Origin of the sequence: Pseudoalteromonas aurantia 208, assembly GCF_014858725.1 — a bacterium.
GTDB lineage: Bacteria > Pseudomonadota > Gammaproteobacteria > Enterobacterales > Alteromonadaceae > Pseudoalteromonas > Pseudoalteromonas aurantia.
Window position 1 is genome coordinate 133,319 of record NZ_AQGV01000011.1, and the last position, 15,714, is coordinate 149,032.

At 42.5% G+C, this 15,714-nt stretch carries 12 protein-coding genes, 1 tRNA gene and 1 other RNA gene; 10 read left to right on the forward strand and 4 right to left on the reverse strand.

Annotation, left to right across the window (positions count from 1 at the left end; genetic code table 11):
- Positions 1–190: 190 nt before the first annotated feature.
- Positions 191–571 (reverse strand): diacylglycerol kinase, encoded by a 381-nt coding sequence (locus PAUR_RS03215; protein ID WP_192506379.1) that lies wholly within the window; start codon positions 569–571, stop codon positions 191–193.
- A 229-nt stretch (positions 572–800) separates the two neighbouring features.
- Here PAUR_RS03215 and cysE point away from each other — a divergent pair, with 229 nt between their 5' ends.
- Complete coding sequence (gene cysE, locus PAUR_RS03220; RefSeq protein WP_192506380.1) at positions 801–1,622, forward strand: serine O-acetyltransferase; 822 nt, start codon at positions 801–803, stop codon at positions 1,620–1,622.
- Between the two features lie 337 nt (positions 1,623–1,959).
- Here the strand turns inward: cysE and xseA are convergent, their stop codons facing one another.
- Positions 1,960–3,342, reverse strand: a complete 1,383-nt coding sequence (gene xseA, locus PAUR_RS03225; RefSeq protein ID WP_192506381.1) for an exodeoxyribonuclease VII large subunit — start codon at positions 3,340–3,342, stop codon at positions 1,960–1,962.
- A 113-nt stretch (positions 3,343–3,455) separates the two neighbouring features.
- Between xseA and guaB the strand changes: the two genes are divergently transcribed.
- The 5 genes from guaB to rimI all read left to right on the forward strand — a co-directional run bounded on the left by guaB (position 3,456) and on the right by rimI (position 7,944).
- A complete protein-coding gene (gene guaB / locus PAUR_RS03230; RefSeq protein WP_192506382.1) occupies positions 3,456–4,925 on the forward strand; it encodes an IMP dehydrogenase in 1,470 nt (489 codons plus the stop codon).
- 166 nt (positions 4,926–5,091) lie between these two features.
- Positions 5,092–6,666, forward strand: coding sequence for a glutamine-hydrolyzing GMP synthase (gene guaA, locus PAUR_RS03235; RefSeq protein WP_192506383.1), 1,575 nt, complete (start codon positions 5,092–5,094; stop codon positions 6,664–6,666).
- Positions 6,667–7,077: 411 nt separating this feature from the next.
- Positions 7,078–7,154, forward strand: a tRNA-Trp gene (locus PAUR_RS03240).
- A 66-nt stretch (positions 7,155–7,220) separates the two neighbouring features.
- Entirely contained in the window at positions 7,221–7,490 is a 270-nt protein-coding gene (locus tag PAUR_RS03245; protein WP_192506384.1) for a hypothetical protein, read from the forward strand.
- A 13-nt stretch (positions 7,491–7,503) separates the two neighbouring features.
- The gene (gene rimI, locus PAUR_RS03250) at positions 7,504–7,944 is read left to right on the forward strand and encodes a ribosomal protein S18-alanine N-acetyltransferase (RefSeq protein ID WP_192506547.1); all 441 of its coding nucleotides are present in this window, start codon (positions 7,504–7,506) and stop codon (positions 7,942–7,944) included.
- A 57-nt stretch (positions 7,945–8,001) separates the two neighbouring features.
- Here rimI and PAUR_RS03255 read toward each other — a convergent pair whose 3' ends face one another.
- Together PAUR_RS03255 and ssrS are read right to left on the reverse strand one after the other, a co-directional pair.
- Positions 8,002–10,677, reverse strand: coding sequence for an ATP-binding protein (locus tag PAUR_RS03255; protein WP_192506548.1), 2,676 nt, complete (start codon positions 10,675–10,677; stop codon positions 8,002–8,004).
- 319 nt (positions 10,678–10,996) lie between these two features.
- A non-coding RNA gene (ssrS, locus tag PAUR_RS03260) (6S RNA) lies at positions 10,997–11,179 on the reverse strand.
- A gap of 196 nt (positions 11,180–11,375) precedes the next feature.
- Between ssrS and PAUR_RS03265 the strand changes: the two genes are divergently transcribed.
- From PAUR_RS03265 to PAUR_RS03280, 4 genes are read left to right on the forward strand one after another with little or no spacing between them, the layout of a single operon-like run.
- A complete protein-coding gene (locus PAUR_RS03265) occupies positions 11,376–11,939 on the forward strand; it encodes a UPF0149 family protein (protein ID WP_192506385.1) in 564 nt (187 codons plus the stop codon).
- Complete coding sequence (gene pepP / locus PAUR_RS03270; protein ID WP_192506386.1) at positions 11,939–13,249, forward strand: Xaa-Pro aminopeptidase; 1,311 nt, start codon at positions 11,939–11,941, stop codon at positions 13,247–13,249. Before PAUR_RS03265 ends, pepP begins: the two co-directional genes overlap by 1 nt.
- 9 nt (positions 13,250–13,258) lie before the next feature.
- Positions 13,259–14,443 carry a 2-octaprenyl-6-methoxyphenyl hydroxylase gene (gene ubiH / locus PAUR_RS03275; RefSeq protein WP_192506387.1) on the forward strand — a complete coding sequence of 395 codons (1,185 nt, stop codon included), beginning with the start codon at positions 13,259–13,261 and terminating at the stop codon, positions 14,441–14,443.
- Positions 14,443–15,606, forward strand: a complete 1,164-nt coding sequence (locus PAUR_RS03280; protein WP_192506388.1) for an FAD-dependent monooxygenase — start codon at positions 14,443–14,445, stop codon at positions 15,604–15,606. Before ubiH ends, PAUR_RS03280 begins: the two co-directional genes overlap by 1 nt.
- Positions 15,607–15,714: the final 108 nt, after the last annotated feature.

Below are 15,714 nucleotides of genomic sequence, written 5' to 3' on the forward strand. Positions count from 1 at the left end.
CTTAGTGATCTAAGCGAATATTAAGCAACAAAGAGAAAAGGGCGCTCAAAAGAACCAGTAGGCAGCGCTTGATTGGCTTTTCTACTATGTTATCGGCTGACTCACATGGAATAACCATGCTACGCAGTCTCTGCCTTGTATAAAAGCCAATCAAACTGCTGCAAAAATGAACCTGAAAGATCAACAGCCCCTAGATAAAATAATCAACGGCAGCGCTTCCCCAGATGAGCGCAACAATCAATAAAGTAAGTGTAACTGCGGCAGACCCCATATCTTTTGCCCTGCCCGATAATACGTGGTGGGACTTACTGACTCTGTCAGTGAGGGCTTCGATTGCCGAATTCAGTAATTCAACAATCAACACCAATAGCAACACACTAATGAGTAATGCCCAATGTGTGATACTTTTAGCCACAAAAAATGAGCAGGGGAGTAATATCAGTATTAAATAAAGCTCTTGTCTAAATGCGGCTTCTTCTTGATATGCAGCAATTAACCCCTCTATCGAACAACGAGTGGCATTGATGATTCTCACAACGCCAGTTCCATTGGGTTTACTTGTTTGTGCCATGAGTAGCCCTATGTTAAATATAAACTAACCTAACATGTTGAACTTAATATAAAGGTGCGCATATTTATACCATCCATTTGTGACTTCATCATGACCAAAGCGCTGATATGATTGCTCTACAAAGAGCAGTTTGTTATAACTAATATCGAGAAGGTTTTGAATAGCAGTAACATATCCTATGTTTAGCCGTTAGAATCAGCGAATACTACCTCCATATTTAGGTTTCCTTATGCGTCATGAAATTTGGCAACAACTTCAAAAAGAGGCTAAAGAATTAGTCAATGTAGAGCCTTTGCTCGCCAGCCATGTTTACTCTAGTGTGCTTAATCATGAATGTTTAGGCTCTGCATTAAGTTTTATTGTGGCCAATAAACTTGCAGATGCGGTGGTGTCTGCATTTACCATTAGAGAGTTATTTGACCAAGCCTTTGTTGATTGTGACAAAATGTTGACTCATGTGGCACATGATATAAAAGCTGTTAAAGATCGAGACCCAGCTGCCGATAGTTACTTAACAGTAATTTTGAATCTGAAAGGTTTTCATGCGATACAAGCACATCGACTTGCCCACTGCTTATGGCGACAAAACAGAAAAGAGCTGGCTAGGTTTGTTCAAAGCCGTACCTCCGAAGTATTTGGTGTTGACATCCATCCTGCTTGTAAAGTCGGTCATGGCATTATGTTTGATCATGCGACTGGTATAGTCATAGGAGAAACTGCCATCATAGAAGATAACGTTTCTATTTTGCAGTCAGTCACTTTAGGTGGTACAGGTAATGAACAAGGCGATCGACATCCAAAAATACGTGCCGGTGTATTAATTGGAGCGGGAGCAAAAGTGCTTGGTAACATTGAAGTAGGGGAAGGTGCTCGAATTGGTGCGGGTTCAGTGGTACTAAACCCCGTAGAACCACATACAACGGTTGTGGGGATCCCTGCGAAAGTGGTGGGCAAACCGAGTTGTCCATGTCCAGCAGAAAGCATGAATCAAAATTTCTTAGAAGATCAACCTCAGTCAGTGAACGACTCTTACACGAGTGCGATGCTGTAACTTATTTTACCGCTAAATTATATTAGGGGCTGTTGATCTATCAGGTTCATTTTTTCAGCAGTTTGATTGGCTTTTATACAAGGCAGAGGCTGCCTACAGGTTCTTTTGAGTACTCCTTTCTCTTTGTTGCTTAATATTCGCTTAGATCACTAAGCCACACATTAAGCGCCGCGATAAAAGCATTCTTAAAGAGAACAAAAATAGAACAGTAAAGGTCAACAGCCCTTAGCCCTAGCCACTAGCCACTAGCCACTAGGGCACGGTTTCGAACATACCTTGCCCCTGACAACCTCTTTTCCTACCAAGCAAGATAAAAATAGCGAGCACTTAGATAAAGCTACTTTGAATTCGCTGTGATTTTAGTTATTTGAGAATGTACCATGCCGTCATTAAATTGTGTCGTTATAGCTTGGCCATTTTGGAGCTGAGCAATCGATTTTATGACCGTTTTATTTGTTTTTGTAATGCTATATCCTCGCGCTAGTACACTTAACGGGCTAACACTGTCTAACCTTGCAGCGAGTAAAGCCAATTGGCTTTGTTGTTCAGTTTGCTTGCGTTGTTGTAACCGGTGTAATTGTTGTTGTAATTGACTTAGGCGCTGCTTTGCAATGTTAATGTGCGCTTTAGGGTGTTGATGTTCTAATCTTTGCTCTAGTAAACTCATACGGTTTATGAGGGTGTATTGACGTTGATTAAAAGCACGCTGCAAACGCATTGAAAGCTCATCAATACGCTGATATTGCTGCATTAATTGGTTTTTGGGGTGTTGCAATCTCAGTCGTTGAGACAGTACTTGTACATGCTGTTTTGCATGTGCAATATGGTTGTTTGCAGCTTTACTCAGCTGGTTTTTATAACCTTGAACCTCAGCGAGTAAAACCTCTTGGTCTGGACTGACTAATTCAGCAGCAGCAGAGGGCGTTGCGGCTCGTAAATCTGCCGTGTAATCTGAAATAGTGGTATCTATTTCATGGCCAACCGCACTAATCACCGGCAACGTGCTGGCAAATACAGCACGTGCTAATAGCTCTTCGTTAAAGCACCATAGATCTTCGAGTGAACCACCACCACGACCTATGATTATGACATCGACTTCGTTACGTTGATTAGCAAGTTGAAGTTTTTCTATTAATTGATAATGTGCGTCTTTGCCTTGTACTTGTGAGGGATAAATAACCACTTCTAATTGTGGGGCTCTACGCTGTAGCACGGATAAAATATCTTTAATTGCAGCGCCTGTGGCAGAAGTGATGACTCCTATTTTATTGATTTTTGCAGGCAAAGGCTTTTTATGGACACTACCAAATAGCCCTTCTGCTGCGAGCTTTAACTTGAGTGCATCATACTGTTGTTTCAGCAGGCCTTCACCCGCTGCCTCCATATGTTCGACGATGACTTGGTAATCACCTCTTGGCTCATAAACCGAGATGCGCGCGCGTAATGTCACTTGTGCACCATTGACGGGGCGATAGCTGCATTGGCGATTATTACCGCGCCACATTGCGGCTTTGACCTGCGCTTTTTCATCTTTGAGTGAAAAATACCAATGACCTGACGCAGGGGCAACAAAATTAGAAATTTCTCCAGTAAGCTGAATTTGAGCAAAACCTTGCTCTAAAATAGCTCGGATCTCTTTGTTTAATCTAGAAACGGTATAAACATGTTGGGGTATAGTACTGCGCGATTGATAGCTCAATTTAGTTTCTCCAAGTGCCATTGCGGAGTACTTTATCATATTTTTTGATAATATTTATTTACTCGCATGGGGAACGCTGATAAAATTTGCACGCAATTCCTTATACTCAGTTCCACGTGAGAGAAACCGCAAACATGCTAAGAATTGCCAAAGAAGCCCTAACCTTCGATGATGTGCTATTAGTTCCAGCACACTCTACTGTTTTACCTCATACCGCAAATCTATCGACGCGTTTAACGCGTGGTATTGAATTGAACTTACCGCTTGTATCTGCTTCTATGGATACCGTTACCGAAGCGCGTTTAGCGATTGCGTTAGCGCAAGAAGGTGGTATTGGTTTTATTCATAAGAATATGACAATTGAAGAGCAAGCTCGTAACGTACGTAAAGTAAAAACGTACGAAGCGGGGATTGTTTCTTTTCCAGTAACGGTGACCTCAGATTTAACCATTGAAGACGCATTGGTACTTGCTGAAGAAAAAGGCTTTTCAGGTTTTCCTGTAACTGGCGCCGACAATCAGCTTGAAGGGATTGTAACGAGCCGTGATATGCGTTTCGAAACAAAACTTGAACAGCCTGTCTCGACTGTAATGACGAAAAAAGACAAGTTAGTGACAGTTAAAGAGGGCGCATCTCGTGAAGAAATTCTTGGTTTAATGCATGAGCACCGTATCGAAAAGATTTTGGTTGTTGATGATGCATTTAAGCTTAAAGGTATGATCACGGTTAAAGATTATCAAAAGGCACAAGAAAAGCCGAATGCATGTAAAGATGAGCGAGGTCGTCTTCGTGTTGGCGCAGCCGTTGGCGTTGGTGCAGGTACTGATGAGCGCATTGCAGCATTGGTTGATGCGGGTGTCGATGTATTGCTTATCGATACTTCACATGGTCACTCTCAAGGTGTGCTAGACCGAGTTAAAGAAACGCGTACCGCATTTCCAGATTTACAAATCGTCGCAGGTAACGTTGCAACAGCTGAAGGTGCGATTGCCCTTGCGGATGCGGGTGTTGACGCGGTTAAAGTGGGTATTGGCCCAGGATCAATTTGCACAACGCGTATTGTAACAGGTTGTGGTGTTCCACAAATCACGGCTATCTCAGATGCAGTTGAAGGCCTTAAAGGTCGCGATATTCCAGTGATTGCTGATGGTGGTATTCGTTTCTCAGGTGATGTTGTTAAAGCATTGGTTGCAGGTGCGTCATGCGTCATGGTGGGCTCAATGCTCGCAGGTACTGAAGAGTCGCCTGGTGAAGTTGAATTGTATCAAGGTCGTTACTACAAATCATACCGTGGTATGGGTTCATTAGGTGCTATGAATCAAAAAGAAGGGTCGTCAGACCGTTACTTCCAAAACTCTAAACAAGCTGAAAAGTTAGTGCCAGAAGGCATTGAAGGTCGTGTTGCTTACAAGGGACCTATTGCGACAATCATTCACCAGCAAGTGGGTGGTATTCGCAGTGCTATGGGTCTAACCGGATGTGCTGATATTTTTGAGCTAAATACTAAACCACAGTTTGTGCGTGTTACATCTGCTGGTATGGGTGAGTCGCACGTTCATGACGTGCAAATCACCAAAGAAGCGCCTAACTATAGAATGGGCTAACACACTGAAATTCAGCGTGTGTAAATGGGCTAGCGCATGCTAGCCCTTCTTAATTTTAAGTAAAGTTCGTTTTTGTGCTTTACTAAATTGATACCAATATAGCGAAGTTAACTCAGAGTAGTTTATTTCGGTTGGTGTGAGTCGTTTCCTAACTACGAGATTATCAATGAGCAAAGACATCCATGATTCCCGCATTTTGATTTTAGACTTCGGTTCACAGTACACGCAGCTAATTGCGCGTCGTATTCGTGAGATCGGTGTTTATTGTGAGCTATGGGCTTGGGACGTGACCGAAGAGCAGATCCGTGAATTTAATCCGCAAGGTATTATTTTATCGGGTGGCCCAGAGTCGACTACTGAAGATGATAGCCCAAGAGCACCTGAGTACGTATTTAACGCTGGCGTGCCAGTATTAGGCGTATGTTACGGCATGCAAACAATGGCGATGCAGTTGGGTGGCTTAGTTGAAAGCTCTGACAAAAAAGAGTTTGGTTATGCCCGTGTTGAGAAAGTGGGCGATTGTAAGTTATTTGATCAAATTCAAGATCACATTGAAGACGGCACTGACTTTTTAGATGTGTGGATGAGCCACGGCGATAAAGTTATCTCAATTCCTGACACATTTACGACGACAGCACGCACAGATACGTGCCCTCATGCTGCGATGTCGTGGGAAGAAAAGCGCTTCTATGGCGTGCAGTTCCACCCTGAAGTGACACACACGCAGCAAGGTTTGCGCTTATTAGAACGTTTCGCAATCGACATTTGTGGTTGTGAGAAATTATGGACGCCAGCACAAATTATTGATGACGCGATTGCGCGTATTAAAGAAAAAGTAGGGGATGACGAAGTTATCCTTGGCTTATCTGGTGGGGTTGATTCATCCGTAGTTGCGATGCTCATTAACCGTGCAATTGGTGATAAACTGACTTGTGTATTTGTTGATAACGGTTTGCTTCGTTTAAACGAAGGTCAGCAGGTCATGGATATGTTTGGTGACAAATTTGGTTTGAACATCATCAAAGTAGATGCTGAAGCCCAATTTTTGAAAGACCTTGAAGGCTTATCAGACCCTGAAGAAAAGCGTAAAGCGATTGGCCATACTTTTATTGATATTTTTGACGAAGAGTCGAAGAAACTAGTTAATGCTAAATGGCTTGCACAAGGGACTATCTACCCTGACGTGATTGAGTCTGCCGCGTCTGCTACAGGTAAAGCACATGTGATCAAATCACATCACAATGTTGGCGGCCTGCCAGATGATATGGAAATGGGGCTGGTTGAACCATTACGTGAATTGTTCAAAGATGAAGTGCGTAAGATTGGTTTAGAGCTCGGCTTACCTTACGATATGCTTTATCGTCACCCATTCCCAGGACCTGGTCTTGGTGTACGTGTACTTGGTGAAATTAAGAAAGAGTATTGTGATTTATTGCGTCGTGCAGATGCTATCTTTATTGAAGAATTACATAAAGCCGACCTTTACCATAAGGTGTCTCAAGCATTTACAGTATTCCTACCAGTGAAGTCTGTGGGTGTGATGGGTGATGCACGTAAGTATGATTGGGTTGTATCATTACGCTGTGTTGAAACCATTGATTTCATGACCGCGCGTTGGTCACACTTACCTTATGACTTCTTAGGGTTAGTTTCTAACCGTATTATCAATGAGATTGATGGAATCTCGCGTGTTGTTTACGATATTTCAGGTAAACCACCGGCAACTATCGAGTGGGAATAACCACATATTAGGGGCTGTTGATCTTTCAGGTTCATTTTGGCAGCAGCTTGATTGGATTTTATACAAGGTAGAGGCTGCGTAGCATGGTTATTCCATGTGAGTCAGCCGATAACATAGTAGAAAAGCCAATCAAGCGCTGCCTACCGATTCTTTTGAGCCTCCCTTTCTCTTTGTTGCTTAATATTCGCTTAGATTACTAGGCCACATATTAAGCGCCGCGATAAAAGCACGCTCAAAGAGAACAAAAATAGAACAGCAATGATCAACAGCCCCTAGTGACTTAGTTTACTAATATTAAAGGCGAATATGTTAAATATTCGCCTTTTTGTTTATTTAAGAAGCAGTTGAAGCGTAATTTATGAAATAACGCTTTACCTTTTATAAAACATCTCTATAATTCGTCGTCATTGCAGGGGCGTAGTTCCAATTGGTAGAACAGCGGTCTCCAAAACCGATGGTTGCGGGTTCGAGTCCTGCCGCCCCTGCCACTTCCTTTTTTACTTCATATTTTATACCCTAAAGTCACATTCAGTTTTATATATTCGCAGGTTTTTATGCACCCATTGCATGCTGAAGTTCTAGAAATTACACCTTTGAGATTAAAACAAGCGGATCATACTGGTACCGGTTCGAATACGCAGACCGTATTGACGCTCAATCCTCAACTGTTGAGTGATATACAATTGGCCGACTCCTTAATTGATTTGAGCGTCATTTACCAAGGTGCTGATGTTGGCATAACCGAAAAGCACCTTTTGCTTCCCAGTGCACAGCTGAACTCGCAGCAAAAGCGTCAATTATGGAAACTACTAAGTGAATACTGAAATTAAGCACGATATGTTGGCAACGCTAACACTCAATGAGTTGATGACCATAGAGCGTGCTTGTCACGGGTTCCCTTGGTCTGAAAATACCATGCAAACTTGTTTGGCGGGCCGTTATTTTAACGGTGCACTGTATTGTGATGAAAAATTGGTTGGCTTTTACATTGGCGAGCGTGCAGGGCCCGATAATACCTTAATGGATATTTGTATTACACCGGCATATCAAGGTCGAGGGTTAGCAAAAGCGTTGCTTCATGACTTTGTGGCACGCAGTGAAACAATGTCAGCCGAGAATGTATTTTTAGAAGTACGCGCATCGAATGTTGCTGCAATTGGTTTATATACTCAAGCAGGGTTTACCGAAGTGGGGATACGTAAGGATTATTACCCGAGCACACAAGGTAAAGAAGACGCAATACTCATGGCACTCGCCCTCAGCTTTATGATGGGATAATTAAAGTCTGTACGTGCATCCTAATAGCACACAGAATAGGCATATTATCGATTAGGTTCAGTTGGCGACTTTAAGTGATTGTTGATTTTTCAGTGTGTATTTAATGGCTTCAGTTAAGTTGAGTAACGCATATTGCCATTGCGCTTGATTGTTTGTCCGTAAGCTTTGCTCTAAGTCATCAGCAGCACTGTGAATATTCATAAAACCAAAGCAACCAGCGCTACCCTTTAAACTGTGCGAAAGGGCTCTGAGAGACTCCCATTCTTGATTGTCATAATAAGACTCAAGTTGGGTTAAGTACTCAGGCAGCTTTGCAATGTAGTTTTGACTGATCTGCATGAACTTTTCACTTTGTAATAAAGAATCCCATTGAGACTGGCTGGCATCTTCAAGTTGAAGGTGTTCGAGAAGTACTGCACCTAACTCTGTTTTATCAATAGGCTTACCGAGCGTTTCATTACAACCTGCCGCGAGGTAAGTATCAACGTCTTGTTTCATTACATTAGCAGTGAGCGCGATAATAGGCCCATCGTAGGCGGCATGTCTGAGCATTTCAGTGGCTTCAAGCCCGCCCATAACCGGCATTTGCATGTCCATTAAAATCAGGTTGTAATCATTGACGAGCGCTTTCTCTACCGCTTCAGCCCCATTATTGGCAATATCGGGCGTGATCCCCCAAGCTTGTAAGAGGAGCGTCACTAATACTTGGTTATCTGGATTATCTTCAGCAAGTAAAATATGGGCATCTATGTGAGTATTAGATAGCTCTTGAGAAATGTCTTGCTCAGGTATCGACTTAGATAGCTCATAGGTCAGTTCATAGTCGCTACATTGATAATTACCTGCAATATGGATTGTAAATCGACTCCCAACACCTTGCTCACTGTGCACCTCAACGTCGCCACCCAATAGTTGAGCTAAATTTTTGGAAATACATAGCCCCAAGCCAGTACCACCAAAGCGTCGAGTGGTTGTGCTATCGGCTTGCTCAAAAGGCTTAAATACACGATTGATTTCAGCTTGAGACATACCAATGCCGGTGTCTTCGACAACAAATTGAAATTGCTGCAGAGTTTCATTAAAGGACACTGTGATCTTTATGCCGCCAAACTCAGTAAACTTCACGGCATTGGTTGCGATGTTTAAGAGGATTTGCTTGAGTCTGGTAATATCACTGTGCATTACTTTAGGTAACGGGAATTGGTAATCAATAGAGAATGACAATAACTTCTCTTGCGCCATAGGTGCCATAATGGAATCAATATCTTCGAGTAAAGGTTGTAATTCCAGCGCATTTTGTTCAACAGCGAGTTTTTCAGCCTCAATTTTGGATAAGTCTAGGATATTGTTTATGAGTTCTAATAGATGTTTTGAGTTTCGTAACACAGTATCTAAGTGATGACGAGTACCTTGCGCATCTGGGTTGTGTAAAAGTTGCTCAGTAAAGCCCATGATGGCCGTCAAAGGCGTTCGGATCTCATGACTCATATTGGCTAAAAATCGGCTCTTAAGTTCATTGGCCTGTTTGGCTTGTGTAATCGCACCACCAAGCTGTTTGTTCATTTCTTCTAATGCGCGAGTACGGTTGTCGACTTTCTCTTCTAGGTGATGCTTATATTCTTCCAACTCACCTTGGAAGTCTCTGATTTGTTTCACCATGTGATTAAAGTCGTGGAACAAGGTGCCAACCTCATCATTACCTTGTGTTGGTAGGTAAACTGACAAATCGCCATCGCCCACACGATGACTTGCTTCACCTAATAATTCAATGGGGTTGAGGAGTAAATTACGCACCACGATAAAAATGAGAATGGGTAATATAATGACTGACAGAATAACAATCAGTGCTGTAATTAAGCTAATGGCTTTACCTGAATGGTAGAGTAAAGATTTCGGTATCGTGGATAAATAGTAATACCCTCCGCTGAGTTGCACGGCATAGAGCATACGTTCAACATTATCGATACTTTCTAAGTTTATAGCGTTGAGTGTGCCTTTATCGGCAACTTCATGTATTTGTTCAATTTCATCAGGTGACAAGTAGTTGCTGAATAGTTGTTTGTCTGAGCTGAAAAGAATTTCACCGCCATCAGTCACGAGTAAGTTTAAGGTATTGTCATAAGCCGATTCAAAAATACTTGAATTGATAATAGATGGGTCAACGCGAACAATAATATAACCTTGCTGATTCGGTTGTTTTAATTGTAAATTTACACCATATATGCGCTGCACAAAGTAGAGGTGTGTAGTGCCTTTGGCTGTTGCCACCATAAATTGTTGTTGTCTGAGATTGTTATTAATGACTTGACTGAAAAAAGGGTAGCTTACTGGCGCTTGGCTCAAGTTATTTGCGTGATACGCTTTACTATTTCCTTTTGGCCCCACCAAATTAATACTTAAAATGTCTGGGTAGGCTTCACTGTAGCTGGCAAATACGTCCACTAATGCGCTGAGTTTAGAGGTATTGGAAACCGTATCTACATTGGTTTGGTTAAGAAAATCCATCAAAACCGGAGAGTTAGACAAAAGCTTTGTTGTAGATTGGTATATTTCAATGTAATTGAACATTTTTTGTTGTTGTTGTTCAACAAAGCGACTCACGGTAAGTTTGGCTTGTTTTTGTGTTGAGCTCGTCACATTTGTGAGTGTAAATCCACCAAGAAACAGCAAAGGCAAGATCACCAAGGGGGTGATGTACCATAACAACTTAATACTTAACTTACTTGTTTTCATTGCTTTACAAATATATCCGTATGGTTGAGCTGCATGAGTAGCCATTCTTAATGCACGTTAGCCTAATCGTAAGCCAATGCTGCACTTTTCACAAGAAAACGCGTTAGTGTGAGGCTAATTGAGTAACTATTTTATCTAGTTGCTATATTTTATGCTTATTTTCTACGTGGTTTGAGATATAAATTCAAGCTGTTACGCGGTATTTGACGTCGCGTTAAGTGCGATGTATTGAAAGTCGATTGCATTGGCAAATGCATACGTTATTTATCGCGTTATGCGGTTTAAAATAAGCTAAGAAGGTAAGAAGGTATTGAAAGTGGTGTGCCCCAGCGACGCGGATGCTGATGTCAGCCCTCGAACCCTAAGGTTCAAGGCGGAACGCAACAGCTTACCGTAGGCTTCTCGGTACATGCCGAGCTTGCACAAAAGTAAGCAAACTACGTCCCTAAATAAAGTTTATCGGCTCAGGGACTTAATCGGCTGTCCAACGAGCTAGGGAACTTATTCAGTATATAAAACATCTGCCTCAGTAGAAACCTAAAATGCAAAATACTTCGCTGTTTGCTGCTAATTTATGCTGTATTGCTAGTTTACTAAACGACGAGTTTGATTTTTAACCTAGCACATACAATTGCTTGGAGTTGCTATACTTCGAGTGGTAGCATTAACAAACTAAATTGTGAGTGTAAGAAATACTGATGAGCGAATTAAAAGATTATACCCAAGCCCAATTGGTGCTAGAAAAAAACGACATTTATGTAGCCCCTGCTGAAGTACATGGTGCCATCAGTGGTTTATTAGCTTGCGGTCTAAATATTGAAGCAAAAGAATATTTGGGCTTACTCAGTGATGTGTTTAATGAAGGTCAAAACTTCAGTGAAGAACTGAAGCAGTTTTTTGCTGAAATGTATAAGCATGTTATTGAGCACTTTAATGAAAGTGAATTTCAGTTCGACCTATTTTTACCAAGCGAAGACGAATCGCTGCTCGACCAAGCAAATGCGCTGGTAGGTTGGGTATCAGGCTTCTTACTTGGGTTTGGTTTAAAGCAAAAAGATTATGGTAAGTTGTCGGCTGATGTAAAAGAAGTGATCAGTGACTTTACTGAGATCACCAAACTAGATACACATTTCGATGACAGTGAAGAAGACCAACAAGCGCTGCACGAAATCATTGAATACATTCGGGTTTCGGCACTACTGTGTTTTGCTGAAATGGGTAAAGAGCCAGATGCTGGCACAACTTCAAAGACGCTACACTGATGATCACAACACATGAATTTTTAGAGCGCCGCACTCGCGTGCTTGCAGAGTTAGATGCCGGTTCAGTTGCGGTTATTGCCGCCGCAGTAGAGCTAACGCGCAGCAGAGACACCGAATATGCATTTAGGCAAGACAGTGATTTTTTCTATTTAACGGGTTTCAATGAACCAGATGCGGTTCTCGTGCTGAGTAAAGATAGCAATGGCAAAGGTAAAAGCAGCTTATTTTGCCGGAATAAGGACAAAATAGCCGAAATTTGGCACGGCCGAAGAATGGGGTTTGAGCGGGCAAAACAAGATTTATTGCTTGATGATACTTTTCCTTTGAGCGAGTTAGATGACACACTTTTAGACTTGATTAACGGTAATCGTATTCTGTATTACGGCCAAGGTACCTACCCAGCATTTGATGATAAAATCTGGTCCATTATGAATACATTAAGGGGCGCCCCTAAAAAAGGCTATCGAGCACCTGAAATTATCAAAGATATTCGACCTATTTTGCATGAAATGCGATTGTTTAAATCAAACGCAGAAATAGCAGTGATGCGCAAAGCTGCACAAATTAGTTGTGATGCACACAAACGCGCAATGCGTTTTGCCTCTGCGGATGCAACAGAGTATCAGCTTGAAGCTGAAATACATCATCATTATGCAATGAATGGTGCACGCCACCCAGCGTATGGCACGATTGTTGGTTCGGGGAATAACGCCAATATTTTACATTACACTGAGAATTGCGACCAGTTACACAGTGGTGACCTTGTTTTAATCGATTCAGGGTGTGAACTTGAAGGGTATGCCGCTGACATTACACGCACCTTTCCTGTTTCAGGGCAGTTTAGTGAACCACAAAAAGCACTGTATGCGCTGGTATTGGCTTCTCAAGAGGCGGCATTTCAACAGGTAAAACCGGGCGGTACTTTAGTTAAAGCAAATCATGCTGCGATGAAAGTAATGACGCAAGGTTTGATCGACCTCGGTATTTTAGCGGGCGATTTAGATACACTCTTAGACAAACAAGCTTGCAAAGCTTTTTATATGCATGGCTTAGGCCATTGGTTAGGTCTAGATGTGCATGATGTTGGTGAATATAAATTAGATGAAGCTGACAGACCATTTGAGCCAGGCATGGTGTTGACGATTGAGCCTGGTTTGTATTTTGATGAAGATGCGCAAGTTCCCTCGCAGTTTCAAGGTATTGGTATACGAATTGAAGATGATTTGCTTATCACTCATGATGGTTTTGAAAACTTAACTGCGGGTGTCCCAAAAACCATTGCAGAGATAGAAGCGCTAATGCAACAGTAGGAGAATCGGTTGCAACAGTTTGATGTATTAATTGTAGGGGGCGGTATGGCTGGTGCAACCGCTGCCTTGGCAATCAAAAAACAATGCCCCACATATCACATTGGTGTTATTGAAGCCTTTGAACCTCAAGGGCAAGCACATCCTAGCTTTGACGATCGCAGTATTGCATTGGCAGAGCAATCTGTATCGTATTTAAAGCAGTTTGGGTTATTTAATCCACAGTGGTCATTTGCACAAGCCATACATCAAGTCCATGTGTCTGATCGGGGCCACTTTGGAAAAACTGATATAGATCATCAACATTATAACTGTGATGCGCTAGGGTATGTGGTGGAAGTCAACCCGTATGGTAATGAATTACATCGACAGCTGCAAAGTGCAGATATTGGTATGTTTTGTCCAGCCAATGTGGCCCAGTTGGAGCAGAGAATAGACCATGTGAGTGTGACGCTCACAACGGGTGATTTATTGAGTAGCAAGTTGCTGGTACTAGCTGATGGCGCTAAGTCGCCAACACGGGATAAGTTGCAGTTAGGGTTTACGAGTAAGGCGTATGAACAAGGCGCATTAATTGCGAATGTTGAAGTGGCTGGTGGGCATGATGGTCAGGCATTTGAGCGTTTTACTGAACATGGCCCGATGGCGTTGTTACCTATGAGTAAAGATCGCTACTCATTAGTGTGGTGTATGCACCGTGATCAGCTGCACGAATATCAAACTATGACAGGTACGCAGTTTATAGAGGCACTACAAAGTGCATTCGGTTTTCGTGCTGGTATTTTTACCCAAGTAGGCGTAAGAGCTCAGTACCCACTTGTGCTGGGCAAGGTTGACCGTGTCGTTCATCACCGCGCTGTGGTGATAGGGAATGCTGCACATGCAATTCATCCAATTGCAGGGCAGGGGTTTAACCTTGGTGTACGTGATATTCAATCGCTCGTATTGTTAATAGAAAAGTACCCTAGAGAGGCGTTGGGTGAGTTTGCATTTACGCATGAATTTGAGCAAAGCCGGCTCGCGGATATTGATCATGTGATGACATTAACTGATGGGCTCGTTAGATTATTTTCAAATAGGTCGCGATTGGTTGCGCTGGGCCGCAACTGTGGTTTGCTGGCGATGGCATTGTCTACACGCTTAAAAAGCCCGTTGGCGAAGCAATTAATGGGTCATGTGAGAAAAGGAAACAAGTAATGCAACAAGCGCAAGTTTGTATTGTTGGTGGTGGTGCCGTAGGGTTAACTCTGGCATTGGGGTTAGCGAAAAAAAATATTAGTGTCATAGTGATAGATAGTGGTTGTGAGCCACAGCCTTTGGCTGATAGTTTTGCAAATCGAGTGAGCGCAATAAGCCTTGCGAGTCAAACTTTATTTGAGTCTCTGGATGTATGGCAAAGTATTAGTGCAATGCGCGCGATACCATACACGCATATGGATGTTCGGGATCAAGACAGCTTTGGAAAAATTACATTTAATAGTGCGGAATTAGATTTACCTGAGCTTGGTCATATTATTGAAAATGACGCAATCCGTTTTGGGCTATTTGTGGCTTTACAGCAACAACCTAGTGCCACCTTATGTTTTGAGACCCGTTATCAAGCAATTCACCAAACCGATAGTGATGTATTGATCACGTTGGAATCGGGGATGCCGGTGATGGCCAAATTACTGGTCGCTGCAGATGGAGCAAACTCGGCGATACGAACCCAGTTTAAAATGCCTCTGACGTTTTGGGATTATGACCACAATGCGATTGTGGCAACGGTTAAAACGCAACAACCGCATAATGCCACGGCACGGCAAATATTTTTAGATACTGGACCGTTGGCATTTTTACCCTTAAATGATGCACATCATCATTCTATTGTATGGTCGACCTCACCTGAAGAGGCTAAGCGCTTAATGGCGTTACCTGCTACTGAATTTAATAAAGCACTAAATGTCGCAATAGATAGCCAATGTGGCTTGTGCGAAGTGGCAGACGATAGAGCCGTTTTTCCACTAAAAATGCGCTATGCTCAGCAATGGCTTAGTGGCAAAGTCGTATTGATGGGGGATGCAGCACATACTATTCACCCGTTGGCTGGGTTAGGGATGAACTTAGGGCTTAAAGATGCGGCTTCATTAATTACGTGTTTAACTCAAGATGGGGAATTTGCGTCCATGCGCACACTTCGTGAGTATGAGCGAAGTCGTAAGCTCGATGCGCAAAAACACATTGCCATGATGCAAGGCTTAAAAGAGTTATTTGAAGGCGGGCATCCGGTTAAAAAATTATTACGTGGAGTGGGCCTAAGCCTAGTGGATAATTTGGGACCGATAAAAACATTGTTTGCGAAGGAAGCCGTGGGCAAATAGGGCGAGCGAGAACATTCTTAGTTGCATATGGATTCTGACCTACGTCAGAAAGACGATATAGAATCAGAAAGACGATATAGTGAAACAGTACGTCGCCCTGAGTTTTAA

Excerpts from the sequence above, each read along its gene's own strand:
- PAUR_RS03215 (WP_192506379.1), bottom strand. The coding sequence starts at position 571 with ATGGCACAAACAAGTAAACCCAATGGAACTGGCGTTGTGAGAATCATC.
- cysE (WP_192506380.1), top strand. The coding sequence starts at position 801 with ATGCGTCATGAAATTTGGCAACAACTTCAAAAAGAGGCTAAAGAATTA.
- xseA (WP_192506381.1), bottom strand. The coding sequence starts at position 3,342 with ATGGCACTTGGAGAAACTAAATTGAGCTATCAATCGCGCAGTACTATA.
- guaB (WP_192506382.1), top strand. The coding sequence starts at position 3,456 with ATGCTAAGAATTGCCAAAGAAGCCCTAACCTTCGATGATGTGCTATTA.
- guaA (WP_192506383.1), top strand. The coding sequence starts at position 5,092 with ATGAGCAAAGACATCCATGATTCCCGCATTTTGATTTTAGACTTCGGT.
- PAUR_RS03245 (WP_192506384.1), top strand. The coding sequence starts at position 7,221 with ATGCACCCATTGCATGCTGAAGTTCTAGAAATTACACCTTTGAGATTA.
- rimI (WP_192506547.1), top strand. The coding sequence starts at position 7,504 with ATGTTGGCAACGCTAACACTCAATGAGTTGATGACCATAGAGCGTGCT.
- PAUR_RS03255 (WP_192506548.1), bottom strand. The coding sequence starts at position 10,677 with ATGAAAACAAGTAAGTTAAGTATTAAGTTGTTATGGTACATCACCCCC.
- PAUR_RS03265 (WP_192506385.1), top strand. The coding sequence starts at position 11,376 with ATGAGCGAATTAAAAGATTATACCCAAGCCCAATTGGTGCTAGAAAAA.
- pepP (WP_192506386.1), top strand. The coding sequence starts at position 11,939 with ATGATCACAACACATGAATTTTTAGAGCGCCGCACTCGCGTGCTTGCA.
- PAUR_RS03280 (WP_192506388.1), top strand. The coding sequence starts at position 14,443 with ATGCAACAAGCGCAAGTTTGTATTGTTGGTGGTGGTGCCGTAGGGTTA.